Source organism: Peribacillus sp. NPDC097225 (assembly GCF_044761955.1).
Lineage (GTDB): Bacteria > Bacillota > Bacilli > Bacillales > DSM-1321 > Peribacillus.
Genome location: NZ_JBIWDJ010000001.1, coordinates 1,077,048 through 1,094,058, shown reverse-complemented (window position 1 = coordinate 1,094,058; position 17,011 = coordinate 1,077,048). Strand labels below are relative to the sequence as shown.

Genomic DNA, 17,011 nt, shown 5'->3' with positions numbered 1-17,011 from the left:
CATTTTCATTCTGAAAGTGGTCGCCATATTCTACCCACTTTCATTCATTAATTCTGAACGAGCGTTTTTTCTTCACCCAATGCTTTTACTCCGGCTTTTAGAACTTCGATGATTCGATCTGTATCATAGATATTTCCACGCCAAGTTCCTCCACTCACTGATTGAAGTGCAGCCCATAAACGAGTATCATCTGGAAGTTTGGGATCCGGTCTAAGGTCCGGATGAAGGTCACGTCCTTCCAAGACTGTAGTGGCCTCTTCTAAAGAAAGTCTATCATTCTCCGTTCCGACGAAATTGACCGAACCCGCTAATTGATTGCGATCGACGATGATTTCAATGATATCTCCATCACGTAATTTTCCGATTGCTCCGCCAGACAAGGCCTCGGGTCCAATGTGTCCAATACATGCGCCAGTAGAGACACCAGAAAAACGCGCATCCGTAATCAAGGAGACATGTTTTCCGTAAGACAGATGTTTTAAGGCCGATGTTAGTTGATAGGTTTCCTCCATCCCCGTTCCTGAAGGACCGCCGCCCATAACAACCATGATATCTCCTGCTTGTATGCCTCCTGTTTTAATCGCTTTTATAGCGGACTTTTCTGAAGTAAACACTTTGGCTTTTCCTGTGTGGCGATATACTCCATCTTCTCCTACTACGGATGGATCAATGGAAGTGGATTTAATGACTGATCCTTCAGGAGCAATATTTCCTTTCGGGAATGTTACGGTAGACGTTAGCCCTTTTTCTTTTGCTATGGCTGGGTCCATGATCACGTCATCAGGATTGATCCCATCATTTTCTAACAGTTGTTTCTTCATCATGGCCCGTCGTTCTGATTGTTCCCACCAATCGAGGTTTGCACCAAGGGTTTCTCCGGTAACGGTTAGTACATCTTCATGCAAGACACCTAATTTTCTTAAATGAAGCATAACTTCCGGAACTCCACCTGCCAGGAATACCTTGACGGTTGTATGGCCAGTCGGACCATTTGGTAGCACATCGACTAAGCGGGGGACTTTCTTATTGATTCGAGTCCAATCTTCAACAGTTGGTAACTTGCATTTAGCTGCATGGGCAATGGCTGGAATATGAAGTAATAAGTTTGTGGAACCTCCGAAAGCTGCGTGAATCACCATCGCATTTTCGATTGCTTTATCCGTAATAATATCCTTGGTGGATATCTTTTTCTTCTCCATTACTAAAGCTGCACGTGCTGATTGCTTTGCCATCTCCACCCATACTGGTTGGCCTGAAGGGGCTAGTGCCGAGTGAGGTAGTGCCATTCCAAGAGCCTCTGCCACGACTTGGGATGTGCCAGCCGTACCAAGGAATTGACAGCCACCGCCTGGTGTTGCACACGCACGGCAACCGAGGTCGGCAGCTTCTTGCAACGTAATTTCGTTGTTTGCGTATCGCGCCCCGATGGTTTGGATCTTTCCTGCATCTTCTCCATTGGTAGGTGGAAGCGTCACACCTCCAGGGACGATGACAGTTGGCAAGTCGTGCATGGATGCTAAAGCGACCATCATGGCTGGAAGACCTTTATCACATGTTGCCACTCCAATAACTGCCCGACCCGTAGGCAATGATCGGATTAATCTTCGATAGACGATGGCGGCATCATTTCGATACGGAAGGGAATCAAACATCCCGGTCGTTCCTTGAGTACGGCCATCACATGGGTCACTTACGAATCCTGCAAAGGGAACGCCGCCTTGTTTACTGATCTCTTCGGCTGCCGCCTTCATTAATAGACCTATTTCCCAATGGCCGGTATGATAGCCTAATGCAATAGGCGTACCATCATGATCCCTAATTCCCCCTTGAGTACCGAGGATGAGGACTTGTTTTCCAAGGAGGTTTGAAGCGGACCATCCCATTCCAACATTTTGGGATAATCCGAAAAGATCACCACTTGGTGATTCTAACAGCATTTCCGAAGTGAGCGGGAGGGAGCCATCTGCCCCTTTTGCATGCGTTTGAATTTTGTAAAGAGAGAGATCCTCTTCGCCAAATATTGATTGAAATGACATATATCTACCTCCGTCATAAGATTTTTATTTTACCGCATATAAAAAAATAAAATATTCAGTCATCTAAAAGCCTACGACCTATATTTATCTTTGGAGTTTTTGAAAAACCTCCTTTTGTTTTATATTATAAAACAATGTTTTTCTATGAAGAACGTAAGTTGTAACTTAAAATAAACATATATTTCCATGAAAGTCAATCAATTTTTTTGGGGCAATTATCCTAGGAAATATCCAGTTGTTCATAAGAAATTTTACTCGGATATCAATTGGGTTTTCTTAGAGGGAGGTGGACAGGGGAATGCTCTAAAATCTCTACCTGGCTGTTTCTTCTCCTATTATTCTGTGGTCAAAAAAAATTCCCTGTATGCCATATTGCTTCTTGACTTTTCAAAAAATCTAGTATTATATTGAATTATGAGAAAATTTTGTCATTATAAAACCGAGTTTCATAATTTAAAACAAGTAGGTGACAATCATGCCTGTTATTCAATCAGTAGATCGTGCTCTTCGCATTCTCGATTTGTTTGATGAACATACAACAGAATTGAAGATAACAGATATCAGCAATCAAATGGGACTTCACAAGAGTACGATCCATTCATTATTGAAAACGCTTTTAAATCATGGCTATATCAGCCAGAATCCTGAGAATGGGAAGTATGGATTGGGAATGAAGCTGTTTGAGAGAGGGAACTATGTCATTCAGTCTTTGGACATTAGAGATTTATCAAAAAAATACTTAATGGATTTATCGGCAAAAACCGGACAGACAACCCACTTGGTTATATTGGACGGAAAAGAAGGGGTATATATTGATAAAGTGGAAGGCCCGATGGCTGTTATTCTTTATTCAAAAATAGGAAAACGAATTCCACTTCACTGCTCCGCTGTTGGTAAAGCGTTAATCGCCTTTAAGGATCCGGAAGAAATTAAAAAAATTCTACACGAATATGACTATTTAAAACAAACGGAGCGTACCATTACGGATGAATCTACATTCATGGGTGAACTTCAACAAGTTCGATCTCAAGGGTACGCCATCGATAACCAGGAAAACGAGCCTGGCGTTCGCTGTATTGCAGCGCCTATTCGAAATCATGAGAATAAGGTTATTGCAGCGATTAGCCTTTCTACACTCGTAGGTCGCATAAATGATTCTCAGTTAGACGTTTTCATCGAACAACTGAAACAGGCGACTTTAGCATTATCCGAGCAAATGGGGAATGGGATACCAATTTCATAGAAGTGGTTCCCTTCTCTTTTGTCTATATATAAAAACCGTGTTTTATATTATAAAACAAAAGGAGGCTATTTCATGCGGATTATCCGATATATCAATGAGCACTCAAATGCAACGCTAGCAGCTGTAACCAATGGGGGAGAAGTATACCCCCTTCCTCAAGATGGCTTGATTGAACTCATCCAACAGGCAAACGAACAACAAGTATCCCCACTCTCTTTCATAGAAAATTTCCTTTCTACATCAATGCCTATTCAACAACCATTAGAAGATTTATCATTACTCGTTCCCATTGTAGCGGAAGAAGTATGGGCGTCTGGCGTTACATATGAGCGTAGCCGCGATGCCCGTAACTATGAAGCGACAGATGGAAGGCTTGATGCCACTACTTTCTATGACAAGATCTATGAGGCGGAACGTCCGGAAATTTTCTTTAAGTCCACGGCCGCGCGTACAGTCGGCCCAGGGAAGGACGTATATTTACGCAGTGACTCCAATTGGCAGATCCCCGAGCCAGAATTGGGCCTTGTCATCGACCGGGAAGGTGGCATTCTTGGATATACGATTGGGAATGACATGAGCTGTCGTGACATTGAAGGAGAGAACCCTCTTTATCTCCCACAAGCGAAAATGTGGAAAAACTCCTGTTCCATCGGGCCAGCCATCCTCCTTGCCGAGTCCGTGAAAGATCCTTATGATTTCGACATCACCTGTAGAATCTACCGGAATGACGAGCTTAAAGTAGAGGGGCAAGCGAATACCAGCCAGTTAAAAAGAAAATACCATGAACTAGTCTCGTTCCTCGTTCGCGACAATCAAATTTTTGACGGCACTGTATTGTTGACGGGAACGTGCATCATTCCGGAAAATGACTTTACCTTATTGGATGGAGACCGGATTGAAATTGAAGTCTCTGGAATCGGTGTCTTGAAAAATAATGTAAAGCTGCCGAAGAACATTTTAGTTTGAGTAAAGCAGATGGTGTACTGATTTTGTAGAAAACACTTGTGCAATAACAATAATCTAACTATTCACTTAATTTATTTCACGATTAAACCATTACAAGGAATATGGGGGTATATATGATGAACGTAAAAACGGATGAAAAAACGTATTTAAACTATATCAATGGTAAATGGGTATCGGCTTCTATTCAAAAGGTCGATACGAGTATCAATCCAGCCAATCGTCATGAAGTCGTCGGGTATGTACAACAGTCTGGGAAAGAAGACTTGGATCATGCGGTGCTTGCTGCGAAAAAAGCCCAAGTGTATTGGAGGAAACTATCCGGTGCTGCCCGTGGGGAGTTTTTGTATAAGGCCGCGAATGCAATCGAGCGACGGATCGATGAAATTGCGGAAACAATGACGCGTGAAATGGGAAAAACGTTCCCCGAAGCAAAAGGGGAAACAGCTAGGGGTGTCGCCATTCTACGTTATTATGCAGGAGAGGGAATGAGGAAGATAGGTGATGTGATTCCTCCATCGGATTCCGAAGCCCTGATGTTCACGACTCGTGTTCCCCTAGGAGTTGTAGGTGTAATCACACCTTGGAATTTCCCAGTAGCCATCCCTATCTGGAAAATGGCGCCGGCACTCATCTATGGAAATGCCGTTATTCTGAAACCGGCTCAAGAAGCGGCAGTAACCGCCGCCAAGGTAATAGAATGTTTTGATGAGGCGGGGCTTCCGGTGGGGACGATTAATATGGTAACAGGACCGGGGTCTGTCATTGGTCAGGCGATTACCGATCACCCGGATATCCATGCGGTTACATTCACGGGGTCTGATTCGGTCGGTAAATCGATTGGACTGGGGGCTTTCAAGCGTGGTGCTAAATATCAGTTGGAAATGGGCGGGAAGAACCCTGTCATCGTGGCCAATGACGCCGATTTAACACAGGCCGTAGAAGCAACGATCAGCGGAGGTCTCCGTTCCACAGGTCAGAAATGTACGGCCACAAGCCGGGTAATCGTTCAAAGTGAAGTGTATGAGGAGTTTAAAGATAAACTGATCGAGAAGATAAAGGAAATAAAAATTGGCAATGGCCTGAATGAAGATGTATGGATGGGTCCATGTGCAAGTGAGAATCAGCTTAATACAGCACTATCCTATGTCAAGAAAGGAATCGAAGAAGGCGCAACGTTGATTCATGGGGGTAAACGGATAGAGGATGGGGAATTAGCCGATGGATTCTTTATGGAACCCGCTGTCTTCGAAAACGTTAATAACAAGATGACGATCGCCCAAGAGGAAATCTTCGGACCCGTGCTTGCCCTGATCAAAGTGGAGACGTTGGAAGAAGCCGTCCACATTGCAAACGACGTGAAGTTTGGGCTAAGTGCTTCTATTTTCACCAAAAATATCGGTCACATGCTTTCCTTCATTAATGAAATGGATGCTGGCCTCGTACGGATTAACGCTGAATCGGCTGGAGTTGAACTACAAGCCCCATTCGGGGGAATGAAACAATCCAGTTCCCATTCCCGTGAGCAAGGGGAAGCGGCAAAAGAATTTTACACGTCCATTAAGACCGTATTCGTAAAGGCATGAATGAAAATAGGGTCTGATTAAATGAACATGGATCCCAAAGACATATTGATCTTTAAGGGTAAGCCCCAAAAGTCAGACAAAGACTTTGTGGCTTACCTTTTTTTTCGTTAGTCTATGTTAAAGGTAACGGTTAAATTTTTATGAAGTGGTATTGTTTGTAAAATGTTACACTTAAACTCAAGCAGGTTAGTCAAAGACATAATCAGTTAAGAAAACAACCAAGAGATGACTTAAAATACTTATTAATATAAAAGATTTCTGGGAGGTCCAAATGAATATTGAGTTTAAGGTAATTGATCAATCAAATTATAACGAGTGCATAAAACTTCGCTTACATAAAGAACAGGAAAACTTTGTCGCCTCTAATATTTTTTCTTTAGTACAAAGTGCATATGAACCTGATCTATACCCATTAGGGGTTTATTGTGATAATAAAATGGTTGGTTTTATTTTATATGATTTTGATTATGAACTTAACGGATGGTCAATGAGCAGATTTATGATTGATGTGAACGATCAAAACAAAGGAATAGGGAAAATGGTCATACAAAAGTTTATAGAGTTTTTTATTAATAAATATGGTCATGTACCACTTTATACAAGTGCTTCTGTCGATAATCAAATTGCAATTGCATTATATGAACAATTTGGTTTTGAAAGAAAAGAAGTAATAGAATATGAAGCGGGCGGAAGAAAACACAAAGACTTTAAAATGCTTGTACAACTTTAACGATTTTTTTAAGGGTAATAGAGTAGAGGTAATCAAAGGGATAGAGGGGCTGTATAATAGTCCTTATTCCAGTGAATTTTGCAGAAATAAAGAGGCGGAAATGTTGTTGAATCAACGTTTCTGCCTTTGTTTTACGATAAAAATCGTGTTAGGTTCAATGGACATTAAAACAAATGAGGTGCTTTTCTATGAAACGAAGTTCGACACTCTTTTTGAAGGTGGCTGTGATTTTCATTGGCACTCCAGTTCTTGCTTTGTGCCTATTTGTGTTGCCTCAGATTGCGAATGAAGCCAATGAAGCAGCAGATCGAGGATGGGGCTTGGCCTATGTGGTATATGGAATTCTAGTAGTGATGTATCTGTCAGTCATTCCATTCTACTTCGCTCTTTATCAATCGTTTACCCTTTTGCGTTATATTGACAAGAACCAGGCTTTCTCGGAGTTATCTGTTAGAGCTCTAACGAAAATCAAAAACTGTGCCCTCATAATCAGTGGTCTTTATGTAATCGGCTTACCATTTGTCTTTATCTTAGCGGAGAATGATGATGCACCGGGTCTTATCCTAGTTGGAATGGTGATGATTTTTGCGCCGATGGTGATTGCGGCGTTTGCGGCTGTTCTTCAAAGACTTCTACAAGAGGCCGTCGGGATAAAATCAGAGAACGACTTACTGAGGTGAGTGATGTGGCAGGATGTGATGCTGGCTAAAAGGAAAATGGTGTAACAGAACTGTCGAGACTGCCAGCCCGGAGACCTTTTGGAATGCTTCTGCCCCGCATCCCCCAATCTAAATTGAAAGGAAGCGTTAAAAAATAGTCGGTACCATCCCCCCATCCATACGGATTGGAGAACCTTTAAAGGAGGATGCATAAGGACTACATACAAATGCAGTTAGTCGGCCTATTTCACTTGGCCTGATAAATCGCTGTATTTCAGATTGTGGTAGGTTTGTAGTCATGAATTCTTTCTCCTTTTCTGAAAACGTCATATCTTCATTAGGGTAGATACCGTCAATGATTTGCTGCACATTTTCAGAGAGTGTTGGCCCCGGTAAAATTGTATTTACTGTAACTTCTGTTTCAATTGTTAATTTCGATAAGCTTTTTGACAAGGACAATAGCATTGATTTTGTCATGCAATACTGTGGCATTTGTCCAGAAGGCATAATGGCTTCTTCACTCGCAATAAAGATAATGCGACCATCGTTATTTTTCAGCATTTTTGGTAAATAGAATTTAGATAACCCATTTGCAGCAAGAACGTTGGTGCGGAAGTATTTTTCCCATATTTCATCGTCCACGTCCTCATAGTCCATCACTTCATAAATACCCATACTGTTAACCAAAATATCAATAGTGGGATATTCCTTGAATAAAGCTTCTCTTTGTTGAATATCCACAATATCTGCTGTAGCATTTCGAGGAAAGGTATCTGGAAAATCCGACTTGATTTCATTAACAGTACGTTCTACATCTTCGAAATTTCTTCCGTTGATTAGTACATTAACGCCTTCTCTGGCCAGTTCTATGGCAATTGCTTTACCTATGCCCTTTGTTGATCCAGTAACTAGAGCTGTTTTGTTGTTTAATCCCATATCCATCATACATTTCCCCTTTTTATATGAAAAAACTCACTATTAAGGCCCATCCATTTATCGAGTCTGTGTACCTAAATGTTCAGCGCGCCAATGAGAGGGAGTAACACCTTCCCATTGGCGGAAGGCGCGGTAGAACGAGTTCTGGTCTTCATATCCCATCAGGAAGGCGACTTCTTTAATATCGAGCGAGATGTCTGTTAAATACACTCGTGCCTGCTCTTGACGGACTTCTGCCAAGAGGTGCTTGAAGCTCCTGCCCTCATCAGTAAGCCGGCGCTGTAAGGTACGATCGCTCATCCCCATCTCCCTCGCGATCGTCTGTATGTCGGGGCGCCCTCCTGTTAGACTACGCTTAATGATCCACTTAACTATCTCTGTAATGGGGATGATACGTTGATGCTCACCCAACGATCGGTCCAGAACGGGTGTCAGGATTTCCAACAAATCTGCGTTGTACGAGACAAAGGGACGGTCCAGGTCTCTTCGATGTAGCGTCAGCCGATTACCATTTGCACCGATCTGTATCGGGCAACCGAAGTAAGCTTCAAGTGCCTGAACATCGCCCATCGGCTGCGAGAATTCTACAGAACTTGCCATCAAGGGTTGGCCTGTTCCCCGACGCCCTAGCTCCAGAAGAAATGCCAGCGTAATCCCAACTAGCAAGGGCGGGCCGGATTGCTCGGTATTCAACCAATCCAGTTCAATTGTGCAGTGTTCATCTTCCTCGTTTATGCGCAAAATTTCGGGGGGGCAAAGTTGTTTGTATCGAGCCATTCGTTTGAGAGCGTCGCGGTAGTCACGAGCGTGATACGTTGCTAAGACGGACGGCGGATATTGCGCAGGTTCGAAGACGGTCGCAAGCTTGATGATCCCCTTGGCAGTGTCATCCATGATATCGGAATAAGCCTGCCAGATTGCTAAGTATTGGGCGGTGGGGACAACTGGTGCAGTAAGAATGGTGAGGGGCAGTTGTGCTTGTTGAACTACGTCGTTGGCGGTTATTCCTAGTTGGCGTAATCCTTCCCAAAATCCTGCCGGGATTTTAATTCGAGTATGAGATGTCATACCATGAGCCTTCTTTCTTTTATCTATGTAAACATTCACTAGTTTTGATTGTGATTATAATCTATCTAATTGGTGGGACAGTTATATATTACCTGCCCCATGTCTTTCTGTAACTAGTAAAGGGAGACAAGTTACTTGCCGATTGCGCCAATTGGCGATGCGTGGTTCCATGCAAGCCAACTATCGAAACAGGTTTATTCAAGCGAAGTACATCACAATTATCTTTTTAAAAGCTATGTTACCGTCTAGGGTTATTTTTCGTGAGGTGGTTTCGTTTGTAAAATGTTACTTGATTTTATACATTCGAATGATTTCCAGATAGGTTGATAGTTGATATAATGATGCTGATTTAGAGGACCTTGTAAAAATCATTATGAACGAAGATAGGTTTACGGTGAATTAATAAACTTTATTCAACTAACGGGGGCTTTACTCCAAATAAGTTAGTTAAATAAGTTAGTTTATTTTCAAATATAATTACTTTATGGGATATGCAGGGTGGGGAAATTTATTGGGATGACAGTAGTTTTAGTTACTGGCATTACGTTAATATGGGCAGGGATATTTTATTTAACAAAGAAAAATTACCAAAACCAAGATGAAGGTCTAGAATTTTTGATAACAATCACCCCTTTACCTCATATTTTTAATTATTGGTTAGTTAAAACTTTATTTATTGTTTCCGGATTATTAGCTTTTCTTGCTAATATTTACGGGTTTTTAACCTAAATTGAAGGGTTTCATAAAAACTTTAATCCTTGTTGAACTGACGGGTGCGTTAGCTGAAGATCGGACCAATATTTAATGTAGCTTTTTGTTATGGAACTATCGGGCAGGTTAGTTGTAGAAGACGATAGAATATAACGTTGAGGTTAATTCTAAAGAGGGGGGAGTAATATGAAAAAAAAGATATTGATATTGATAATGGTAGTTTTTATATTCGTTATAGGATTTAATATGTTTTATAATGGGTTTTCGAAAATTGAAAGTATGACAATACAAAAATATGATGAAGCATTTGAAGATGGAAAAACTACAACTGATAAAGGAAAGATAGCTACTATTAGAGGTATCTTGAATAGAGCAAATCACCTAAATGCTGAGTACAAAATTGCAACTGAACCAAGATACAAGATTCAACTAACCTACAAAGATAAATCTACGGAGGTTATTGACGTCTTCGAAGAATTTGGTAAGAACAAGACTCTTCTAAGTAGTAATAAGAATGGTTATTACGAAATAAATGATAAACAAACGCAAAAAATATTAGAACTCTTGTTGAACTAACGGGGGCTTTACTTCAATATCAAGAGCTAATTACTCAGCTCTTTTTTTTGTTATTCCGTTAACGGGGCAGATTAGTAGAAGAAGGAAATGGATAATAAAAAGTGGAATATATTTATTTAAAAGGTAAAGGCCATACAAAGCAAGACCCCCAATTTAACCGATGAATTCCGGTTCTGTTGGGGGTTGGTTGGTAATAACCAATAAAAGGAGGTTTTGTGCATCATATTTAAGAATTCTTTGGCCAAGCCATCATTGCCATATCGACTACTTCCAGCAGTTCTTCGCGAGTGGCTCCACCGGTGGCTTGCACACAAAGCCCATGCTGGACAGTCGTTACGTATCTCGCTAGACGATCTGGGTCCGTATGGGATGGCAAGTCGCCGTCGTCAACAGCTTGTGCGAATCGTCTGCTGAGTGCTTGTTCCGTCGAGGCCCTGCGCATATTTAATTCCTGACGTATATCTTCGGATTCTTCTCCGCAAGATAGGGCAGCTTGCACGAAAAGACAACCACTAGGTGTGTCCTCATTGGTTATATTCTCAATCGTTCCATAGAGCAGGTGCTCGGCAACTGCACGGGCATTCGGCTCTTGCATGGCATAAGTCCGAAACATCATCGGCCCAACTTCATAACGATCTAATACTTTTTGAAATAATTGTTCTTTATTGCCGTAGGCAGCATATAAACTAGGCCGACTGATGCCTAAAGCTTTAGTCAACACTGTGAGAGAAGAACCTTCATACCCTCTTTCCCAGAACACTTTCAAAGCTCGGTCCAAAGCTGCATCTGTATCGAATGCGCGAAAATTCCCCCTTGGCATTTAAACATCTCCCCACATTAAAACTAACTATAGATAACGTTTAGTGTACATGATTTGACTCATAAAATAAACGTCTTAAACAATACATGATGTTTTACGCTTGACTTTTACACATTTTGGAAGTAAGGTGAATAGGAATTCACTATACCGAATGGTATTGTGAATATTTTAATCCGAGAGGAGAGATGAAATTGAAAAATACATTAAATAAACTTGCAGGAAAAGTTGCCTTGGTAACAGGCGGTTCGCGTGGTCTAGGCGCTGTAACTGCTCTGGCACTGGCTGAGCAAGGAGCCAATGTTGTCATTACTTATGTCTCATCGAGTTCGAATGATAAAGCGAATGCTGTGGTACGTGAAGCAGAAGCTAAAGGGGTTCGAGCATTTGCCATTCAATCTAACCAAGCTGATGCCCATAAAGCTGATGAATTGATTCAGCGTATTGTTGAAACGATGGGACGCTTAGATATTCTTGTTAATAACGCGGCAGTTGCTTATCAAGGAATCCCAATTGATAGCCCGGATATTGATATTGCTGCTCTGGATCATCAATATGCGGTCAATGTTACAGGGGTTATCGCCCTCATTCGCGCAGCTGTAAAAGTCATGGAAGACGGCGGCCGAATCATTACCGTCGGCTCTGGTGTTGCTTCTCGAACAGGTCATCCAGGTCTGGCCGACTACGCAGCGACCAAAGCTGCTGTTGTTGGCTACTCCAAAGGTGCTGCAAGGGATTTGGCGCCACGAAACATTACCGTAAACGTCATTCAGGCAGGCGGCATGGAAACGGATATGGCAGCGCCATATGCCGAAGCCAAACCTGCAATAATTTCAACCTTAGCAATCAAACGTTTTGCAGATGCAGAAGAAGTTGCAGCAGGCATCCAATTCTTAGCTAGCCCTGAGGCGTCTTATGTTACCGGTACTGTCTTCGATGTCGATGGTGGGTATGGAGCATAACGGTGGAAGTCGATAAGGATTAAAAATCGGTTGACTTAGATTTATCCTGTTCAGCCGCTTTTATAAATCTTGATATTGTGAACACAACCCGATGTAAGGTTACCTTCTGCATATCTGATATCGATGAAACAGTTTTTTGACCGCAAATTTTCTCCAATTGTTGGATATGAGTGGATACTGTTCGGCTACTCGACTGAACCTTTTTTCTTCATGTAAGGCAATAAACGCCTAAAAAAACGTCCTTCTAAAGAATCTATCAACATCTTTCTACCCTTCCTTATTTCAATTTGAAATAGTAGATATTCAATTTATTCGCGAGTCAAATATATATTTTTAATATATACGATAACCTTAGTTCAAAACCAATTACCGCAATACCAGCAATAGATACAGAAGGAGATGAAAAAATGAAGACTAGTTATCATCAGCAAAAAGTTGGAGATGTTGAAGTTTTTTATCGAGAAGCCGGCCCTATGGATGGTCAAGTGATTTTATTATTACACGGCTTTCCATCTTCAAGTCATATGTTTCGCGATCTGATTCCCAAATTGGCAGAAAACTACCGTGTTATTGCCCCTGATCTCGCTGGATTCGGTCATACAATCACTCCTCCACGCAGTCAATTTAACTATACATTTCACAGCCTTTATCAAGTTATTGAAGGTTTTACTGAAGCTTTAGGTCTAAATCAGTATGTTCTTTATGTGTTTGATTACGGTGCACCTGTTGGTTATCGTTTGGCTATGGCTCACCCGCAAAGAGTTCAAGCAATTATTAGTCAGAATGGTAACGCTTATAGTGAGGGTTTTAGTGACGCATGGGGACCTTGGGAGACGTATTGGCACTCTCCAACACCTGAAAATCGCGAGGCATGCCGCGCTTCCTTGAGCCCTGAGACCATTCGTAACTTTCAGTATCTGCATGGAGCTGATGCTAGCCTTGTATCACCAGACGGCTATTCCTTGGATATTGCTTACATGTCACGCCCGGAAGCTGAAGAAATCCAACTGGACTTGATTCTTGATTATAGAACAAATGTGGATCTTTATCCTGACTTTCAAGCTTATTTCCGAAAGTATCAACCTAAACTGTTAGCGGTATGGGGTAAAAATGATCCTGCTTTTCTCCCCGCTGGAGCTGAAGCTTATAAGCGTGATATTCCATCTGCGGAAGTCCATTTACTTGATACTGGGCATTTTGCTCTCGAAACACATACTAAAGAGATCGGTGAGCTAATTCAACAATTCCTAAAAAATTTATAGCAAATTAAGTTAGGAGCCAAATTATTTATTTTGCTTAATGACTAACGGGTGCTTTACTTCCATATCAAGAGCCGTACTTCAAATCAGCTCTTTTTCTGTTATTCCACAAACGGGGCAGCATTCCTGTGATGACTAATCAATCAAAAAACAACTAAGTTTGTGAAGTGATGTCTTAAATTAACAGGTGCTTTAGTTCTATAAGGAGACATCTTAAAGGTTCAAAAAGTGGTCTTTGTTAACGACCTCATGAATCTTCGATATCCCGATAAGTTGGTTTATGTTAACTAGTTGTTTATTTGCATTAAATTTTCTTTATCTTTAAAATCTGATTTTGATTAAATATTCTATAAATATCAGTCACATATTCAGGAATGGTTGCATCTCCTTATAGATTTACTGCCAATTTTATGTCATAAAGGGCTTATATCACATTCAAAATGTCAAAAGCTTTCATTCTCGGATAAAGAAATGGATTGACCGTTTTAAAGGTATAGCTACAAAATATCTTGCCAATTACCTTGCTTGGTTCTTGTTTATTGATAGTCGCAGTAACGAAAGCACTAAGCAACATATTAAAGAGGTTCTTTTAACATCATTTGTATTTGAAATGACAGAAACTTATAGTAGTCTTCGTTTATCTAAGTTCATTGCTTAAAACAGGCATTAACGGGCATTCGACTTAAATTGGGAGAGGAGAACTCAATTTATGGAAATAAGAAAACCAAACGATTCAGAATATAAAAGGATTTTATCGCTTTCGCCACAAGCCTTATTCGATGGTACATTAGGGGAGGTAGAACCATCGGGTGAAAAAATCAAACAACTTATTGAACCGCTATTGCAGAAAGGAAGCTACTATTTAATAGCTTCTGAAGACGATAATCTACTGGGATGGATTCTTTTAGGAACAAGTAAAGACCAATTTACTGAAAAGAAATATGGTTTTATTTATGAATTATTTGTGTTAGAAGAATTTAGAGGAAATGGAATTTCAAAACGTTTGATAGAATCAGGTATGGAACATCTTAAACAGGATGGATATTCAGAGGTTCGTTTAAGTGTATATGCTGGTAATCAAGCCATTAAATTATATGAAAATATGGGATTCAAAAATAGAACCATTACAATGAGTATGTCCATTTAAAACAACCGTTTACAAATACACTGACTTATTACAAATTAGGGAACCAATCTAACTTGTTCCCTACATATTTTTGAAAAATCAACATTAAAATTTAACAGGGCCTTGGAATAACATCCTCTGTGGTTTTCAGCAGGAAAATCTGGCGCTGGACCACTTGTTATGAAATAGATCTTGAGAATCACTTTCTAGGCACTTGTTTTGGAATTACTACCTAAATTGTCTTTCACTAAATCTTAATTGCTTTCCAGCAAGCTTCAAGAGTCTGCTGAATTTGATATTCATCAAGAGAATATTTTCCTGCTAAATAGCCTTGTATGACAGAGTTAATCATTCCAGTCACGAGTTGGCAACATAATATGATGTCCATTTCTTCGGATCATACCTTGGAATAAATATTCTATTCAATCATACAATTGATTGACGCGTCCTGCTTCATCTAAGGCTGCGGCTTCAATACCAGCTTCGGATAAGTCTAAATAAGAGGTTGGGCAAGTGGAATCCCAAAAAATGAATGCCATCAATATTATTTCTAGGAGGTAGAATAGATGAGGTCGGAAGCTATACAAAAAAGGACGCTTGGACGCGAGGGGTTAGAGGTTTCAGCATTAGGTCTTGGAACCATGATGATGCCGAATAATGAGGAATCGGTTCGCGTGATTCAGGAAGCGCTGGATAGCGGTGTCACCATGTTTGACACAGCTGATATTTATGGTGAATTTGCACAGCAACGATTCGGAGAAAACGAGAAGTTGGTAGGTCGGGCGCTTAAGGATAGAAGGGATAAAGTGGTGATCGCCACGAAATTTGGTATAACACATACCCAGGGGCCCAAAGGTGATCCGGCGTATATTAAAAAATCCGTGGATGCTAGCTTATACCATCTCGGATTGGATTACATTGACCTTTATTATCAACACCGCTACGATCCGAATACCCCTATTGAAGAAACGATTGGAACGATGGCCGACTTGGTTAAGGAGGGGAAAATTCGCTTTATCGGTCTTTCTGAAGCACCTGCTGATATCATCCGTCGTGCGCACACCGTTCATCCCATTACGGCAGTGGAAACGGAGTATTCTTTATGGAGTAGAGAAGTGGAAGATGAAGTACTTCCGGTTCTCAAAGAATTAGGAATTGGTTTTGTACCTTATAGCCCACTGGGACGGGGGTTCCTGACAGGACAAATTAAAAAGTTTGAGGATTTGGCTGAGGATGATTATAGGCGAAATTATGAGCGGTTCCAAGGCGATAATTTCATTAAAAATGTGGAAGTCGCAGGGCTGATAGAAGAGATGGCTTCAAAAAAAATGTGTACATCTGCTCAACTTGCATTGGCGTGGCTGCTCGCCCAAGGAGACTTCATTGCGCCAATCCCTGGTACAACGCGAATAGACCGGGTGAAGGAGAATCTTGGCGCTCTACAGGTTCAACTTACTCCAGGGGATTTCGAAGAAATTGAACGTATCTCTCCAAAAGGCCTCGCTGCCGGTGGGCGTTTCTAAATTTACAGTAGCCATTCACACGCTAACAATGAGTATCAAAAAAACTCCTATATAGGAGTTTTTTTGATTTTTACAATCAAGTTCAAGGTGAGTCCCAATTACTGTAGAGGCAGCTCCGAAGTATTGATAATAGGATCATCGTGAAAAAGAATAATATCGTCATTATTCCAACTATCTTAATGACGTTATTTTGTTTACAGGTTTTTTGCTTTACGTGTTAATTCACAGTTTTTTTCACTCTCGGCAAAAAAATGTGTTTGCTGAACCTAGTAAATCTTAACGAAAGACACTGAATTTTTTCAACACGTTATTCGTTTCTTCTTCGGTAACGCCGATATAACGCAAAGTGACAGAAGGGTGAGAATGATGCAGGATCCGTTGCAACATCGCAATATCCTTTAATAAAAAAGCTATGTTAAAGGTAAGGGTTGATTTTTCGTAAGATTGTTTTGCTTGTGAAATGTTACACTTCAACTAACGGGGCAGGATAGCTCAAAACAATGCAGAACTATACTATTTAAAGGAGTGATAACTAAGTGGAGAAAACCATCGAGCCAGAGGTGGAGACATCAGCGTTTGTAGAGGTTTTTACAGCTGTTCTACCATTTGTTCTTTTAGCGGTACTAGTTGTACTCATTGTCTTCATTGTATATGTCGTAAAGATTGCTAATCGTTATCTAGCTAATGGCAAAATAGCTGAACAAAAATTCAAAAGGGAAGAAACAGATATACAGGAGATTAAAAAACAACTTGACCGAATTGAAAAAATCCTAAATGAAGCAAAATGATTTTACTTATTGTGCTAATAGGGCATTG

Annotated in this window: 16 protein-coding genes and 1 pseudogene; 13 read left to right on the top strand and 4 right to left on the bottom strand. The window is 40.8% G+C overall.

Annotation, left to right across the window (positions count from 1 at the left end; all coding sequences use genetic code 11):
- Positions 1 to 47 precede the first annotated feature (47 nt).
- Positions 48 to 2,036: a YjhG/YagF family D-xylonate dehydratase gene (locus ACIQXH_RS05475; protein ID WP_403122485.1), complete on the bottom strand. Its 1,989-nt coding sequence runs from the start codon at positions 2,034 to 2,036 to the stop codon at positions 48 to 50.
- A gap of 475 nt (positions 2,037 to 2,511) precedes the next feature.
- Between ACIQXH_RS05475 and ACIQXH_RS05470 the strand changes: the two genes are divergently transcribed.
- From ACIQXH_RS05470 to ACIQXH_RS05450, 5 genes are all read left to right on the top strand, one after another.
- Positions 2,512 to 3,279, top strand: a complete 768-nt coding sequence (locus ACIQXH_RS05470; RefSeq protein WP_403122482.1) for an IclR family transcriptional regulator — start codon at positions 2,512 to 2,514, stop codon at positions 3,277 to 3,279.
- A 72-nt stretch (positions 3,280 to 3,351) separates the two neighbouring features.
- Positions 3,352 to 4,245: a fumarylacetoacetate hydrolase family protein gene (locus tag ACIQXH_RS05465; RefSeq protein ID WP_403122479.1), complete on the top strand. Its 894-nt coding sequence runs from the start codon at positions 3,352 to 3,354 to the stop codon at positions 4,243 to 4,245.
- Between the two features lie 116 nt (positions 4,246 to 4,361).
- The gene (gene gucD, locus ACIQXH_RS05460; RefSeq protein ID WP_403122477.1) at positions 4,362 to 5,828 is read left to right on the top strand and encodes an alpha-ketoglutaric semialdehyde dehydrogenase GucD; all 1,467 of its coding nucleotides are present in this window, start codon (positions 4,362 to 4,364) and stop codon (positions 5,826 to 5,828) included.
- Positions 5,829 to 6,099: 271 nt separating this feature from the next.
- Positions 6,100 to 6,558 carry a GNAT family N-acetyltransferase gene (locus ACIQXH_RS05455; protein ID WP_403122475.1) on the top strand — a complete coding sequence of 153 codons (459 nt, stop codon included), beginning with the start codon at positions 6,100 to 6,102 and terminating at the stop codon, positions 6,556 to 6,558.
- A 188-nt stretch (positions 6,559 to 6,746) separates the two neighbouring features.
- Positions 6,747 to 7,238, top strand: a complete 492-nt coding sequence (locus ACIQXH_RS05450; RefSeq protein WP_402957521.1) for a DUF2975 domain-containing protein — start codon at positions 6,747 to 6,749, stop codon at positions 7,236 to 7,238.
- A gap of 126 nt (positions 7,239 to 7,364) precedes the next feature.
- Here ACIQXH_RS05450 and ACIQXH_RS05445 read toward each other — a convergent pair whose 3' ends face one another.
- Positions 7,365 to 8,159 (bottom strand): SDR family NAD(P)-dependent oxidoreductase, encoded by a 795-nt coding sequence (locus ACIQXH_RS05445; RefSeq protein ID WP_402957523.1) that lies wholly within the window; start codon positions 8,157 to 8,159, stop codon positions 7,365 to 7,367.
- Positions 8,160 to 8,210: 51 nt separating this feature from the next.
- Entirely contained in the window at positions 8,211 to 9,221 is a 1,011-nt protein-coding gene (locus ACIQXH_RS05440) for an AraC family transcriptional regulator (RefSeq protein ID WP_402957525.1), read from the bottom strand.
- A gap of 516 nt (positions 9,222 to 9,737) precedes the next feature.
- Between ACIQXH_RS05440 and ACIQXH_RS05435 the strand changes: the two genes are divergently transcribed.
- Together ACIQXH_RS05435 and ACIQXH_RS05430 are read left to right on the top strand one after the other, a co-directional pair.
- On the top strand, positions 9,738 to 9,950 hold the full coding sequence (locus ACIQXH_RS05435) for a hypothetical protein (protein WP_402957527.1): 213 nt from the start codon (positions 9,738 to 9,740) through the stop codon (positions 9,948 to 9,950).
- Between the two features lie 168 nt (positions 9,951 to 10,118).
- Positions 10,119 to 10,508, top strand: coding sequence for a YhfM domain-containing protein (locus ACIQXH_RS05430; protein ID WP_402957529.1), 390 nt, complete (start codon positions 10,119 to 10,121; stop codon positions 10,506 to 10,508).
- 226 nt (positions 10,509 to 10,734) lie between these two features.
- Here the strand turns inward: ACIQXH_RS05430 and ACIQXH_RS05425 are convergent, their stop codons facing one another.
- Complete coding sequence (locus tag ACIQXH_RS05425) at positions 10,735 to 11,328, bottom strand: TetR/AcrR family transcriptional regulator (protein WP_402957531.1); 594 nt, start codon at positions 11,326 to 11,328, stop codon at positions 10,735 to 10,737.
- Between the two features lie 191 nt (positions 11,329 to 11,519).
- On the opposite strand from ACIQXH_RS05425, the gene ACIQXH_RS05420 reads away from it, so the two are divergent.
- The 6 genes and pseudogenes from ACIQXH_RS05420 (at position 11,520) to ACIQXH_RS05395 (ending at position 16,983) form a co-directional block, all read left to right on the top strand.
- Entirely contained in the window at positions 11,520 to 12,287 is a 768-nt protein-coding gene (locus ACIQXH_RS05420) for an SDR family NAD(P)-dependent oxidoreductase (protein WP_402957533.1), read from the top strand.
- 407 nt (positions 12,288 to 12,694) lie between these two features.
- On the top strand, positions 12,695 to 13,549 hold the full coding sequence (locus ACIQXH_RS05415) for an alpha/beta fold hydrolase (RefSeq protein ID WP_402957536.1): 855 nt from the start codon (positions 12,695 to 12,697) through the stop codon (positions 13,547 to 13,549).
- Between the two features lie 406 nt (positions 13,550 to 13,955).
- A pseudogene (locus ACIQXH_RS05410) lies at positions 13,956 to 14,204 on the top strand (IS1595 family transposase); the annotation flags it as partial.
- A 51-nt stretch (positions 14,205 to 14,255) separates the two neighbouring features.
- On the top strand, positions 14,256 to 14,693 hold the full coding sequence (locus ACIQXH_RS05405) for a GNAT family N-acetyltransferase (protein ID WP_402957538.1): 438 nt from the start codon (positions 14,256 to 14,258) through the stop codon (positions 14,691 to 14,693).
- A gap of 560 nt (positions 14,694 to 15,253) precedes the next feature.
- Entirely contained in the window at positions 15,254 to 16,195 is a 942-nt protein-coding gene (locus ACIQXH_RS05400) for an aldo/keto reductase (RefSeq protein ID WP_403122633.1), read from the top strand.
- A 536-nt stretch (positions 16,196 to 16,731) separates the two neighbouring features.
- On the top strand, positions 16,732 to 16,983 hold the full coding sequence (locus ACIQXH_RS05395) for a hypothetical protein (RefSeq protein ID WP_402957540.1): 252 nt from the start codon (positions 16,732 to 16,734) through the stop codon (positions 16,981 to 16,983).
- Positions 16,984 to 17,011: the final 28 nt, after the last annotated feature.